This is a genomic window from Tunicatimonas sp., from assembly GCF_049647865.1.
GTDB lineage: Bacteria > Bacteroidota > Bacteroidia > Cytophagales > Cyclobacteriaceae > Tunicatimonas.
The window spans coordinates 1-2,160 of sequence record NZ_JBARYM010000541.1; the positions used below are offsets into that span (position 1 = coordinate 1).

The window sequence follows — 2,160 nt, forward strand, 5'->3', positions numbered from 1 at the left end:
GAGGATTAACCTCAAATCCGGCTATTTTTCAGAAGGCAATTAGTGGCAGTGATGCCTACGACGAGGATATTGAAAAATTTTCTAACGAGGGGCTAGAGCGCGTTAAGATTTACGAACAGCTAGCTGCCCAGGATATTCAGGGGGCCGCCGATTTATTTCGCCCGCTGTACGACGATTCTGATGGTGAAGATGGCTGCGTTAGCCTGGAAGTACAGCCCTCGTTGGTGTACGATACTCAGGGAACTATTGAGGAGGGCCGCTATTTGTGGAAGGCGGCGAACCGTCCCAATGTGATGATCAAAGTACCTGGTACCAAGGAAGGATTGCCCGCGATTACTCAACTGCTGAGCGAGGGAATCAATGTTAATGTAACCTTACTGTTTAGCGTAGACCGCTACCAAGCTGTTACCGAAGCCTACATGAAAGGACTGGAGAAACGATTAGAGCAAGGCGAATCTATAAAATCGGTGGTATCGGTAGCTAGTTTTTTCCTGAGCCGAATCGATGTAATGGTAGATCCGCTGCTTCAAGACATTATTAAGAATAAGCCCGACCATGCCGAGAAAGCTAAGTCAGTGCTAGGTGAAACTGCAGTAGCAAATGCGAAGCAAGCGTATAAAGTGTTTGAAAAAGCTTTCTCTAGTGAACGTTTCAAAAAACTAGCGGCGGAGGGTGGTCGCAAGCAACGTGTGCTTTGGGCTAGCACTGGCAATAAAAATCCTGACTATGAAGAGCTACGCTACGTATATCCGCTGATTGGGCCCAATACGGTAAACACCATGCCGGGTGATACGCTGGATATTTTACTGGAGAAAGGTGAGGAGCCTACCAACCAAGTAGTCGAGGGTATGGACCACGCTGATAAAGTAATGGCTACGCTGGAAGAACTAGGCATTGATATGGAGAAAATTACTGATGATTTGGAAAAAGAAGGGGTAGCAAAGTTTGAGAAGCCATTTAATCAACTGTTAGATGCTATTGAAGAGCAACGAAACGCTCACGCCTAACTATTAATGAACTCAATAGATAGTGAATGCCAAGCCAGTAGCGGTTTGGCATTTTTCTTTTATTACACTGAAGTGTTGAAAGAGTTCCTATAAATACCTTGGCGACTTAGGCTTGATAGAGCACTAATCATAACTTTCTAGAAACAAAGTAATACTGGTTCCCTTTCCAAAGTAACTCATCAGTTCTATTTTTCCGCCATTTTTCTCTACCATCGTTTTTATTAAATGCAAACTCAAACCTTTTCCTTCTCCCCGGCTGCTAAATCGCCGAAAGGGTTGGAAAAGGGCGTCACGGTGCCGGTCCATATCTATCCCAATACCATTATCTTCAATTTGTAGCAGTACTGTGCTATCCTTTTGAGCCAGTGTTACCCGAACAACCAAATCGCGGTCTTCTGACTGGTAAAGCACCGTATTATCCAATAGTGAGCGAACCATGCTTCTCAAATAGGGTACCGGATAGCTCAATGATATACTATCATCAAACTCTTTAATAAGCTCGCCTGAAACACCATATTGAGTCCAGTAGCTGTCCAAGCGGTCAGTAAGCCAATGCGCCAAGGGGTCAAGTTTGGTTACGCGGGTGCTTTCAGTCTTCACGACAAGGAACTGATTGAACTCGTCGCGTAACTCAGTAATTTTAGTTAAATAAGTACCTTCTAACTCCTGAAGTAGAAATTGCATCTTATCTTTTTTCTCATCCTGACCGGAAGTATTTAGCCATAAGTTGAGCGAGTGAAATAGGTTTTTGGTATCATGAACGTTTTGTTCAAAATATTGCTTTACATTCTTGATAAGTGTTTCTGAACTTTGGGGCATGTCTCAGTTTTTGTTATATTAAATGAAGTAGTGATCATGCTACTTTAGAAATACAAAATATAGGCTCAATTAGCTCCCGGTTTTCCAAATAATATATGACGGCTAGTTCTATTACACATCCTCTTAAAGTTCTCATCGCTGATGATCAGTATTTGTATCGAGAGGGGATAAAGTCATTACTTAGTGAAGAGGCGTCTATTGAAGTAGAAATTAGCGTTAGCAATGGAGGTGCAATTATGGATTACCTTCAGCAACACCCCGTAGATATCATCTTGATGGATATTGATATGCCGGGTATGAACGGTATTGAGGCTACCCGCTTAGTAAGGGAAGC

The 2,160-nt window shown here is 42.9% G+C and carries 3 protein-coding genes; 2 read left to right on the forward strand and 1 reads right to left on the reverse strand.

Translation table 11 applies throughout. The features are described from left to right. The coding region (tal, locus tag WBA23_RS15960) for a transaldolase (protein ID WP_424583283.1) at window positions 1-1,007 on the forward strand (1,007 nt) is incomplete at its 5' end. A gap of 123 nt (window positions 1,008-1,130) precedes the next feature. On the opposite strand, the gene WBA23_RS15965 is transcribed toward tal, so the two are convergent. After that, complete coding sequence (locus tag WBA23_RS15965; protein WP_424583284.1) at window positions 1,131-1,826, reverse strand: ATP-binding protein; 696 nt, start codon at window positions 1,824-1,826, stop codon at window positions 1,131-1,133. A gap of 95 nt (window positions 1,827-1,921) precedes the next feature. Between WBA23_RS15965 and WBA23_RS15970 the strand changes: the two genes are divergently transcribed. Further along, on the forward strand, window positions 1,922-2,160 hold a 239-nt coding region (locus WBA23_RS15970), incomplete at its 3' end, for a response regulator (protein ID WP_424583285.1).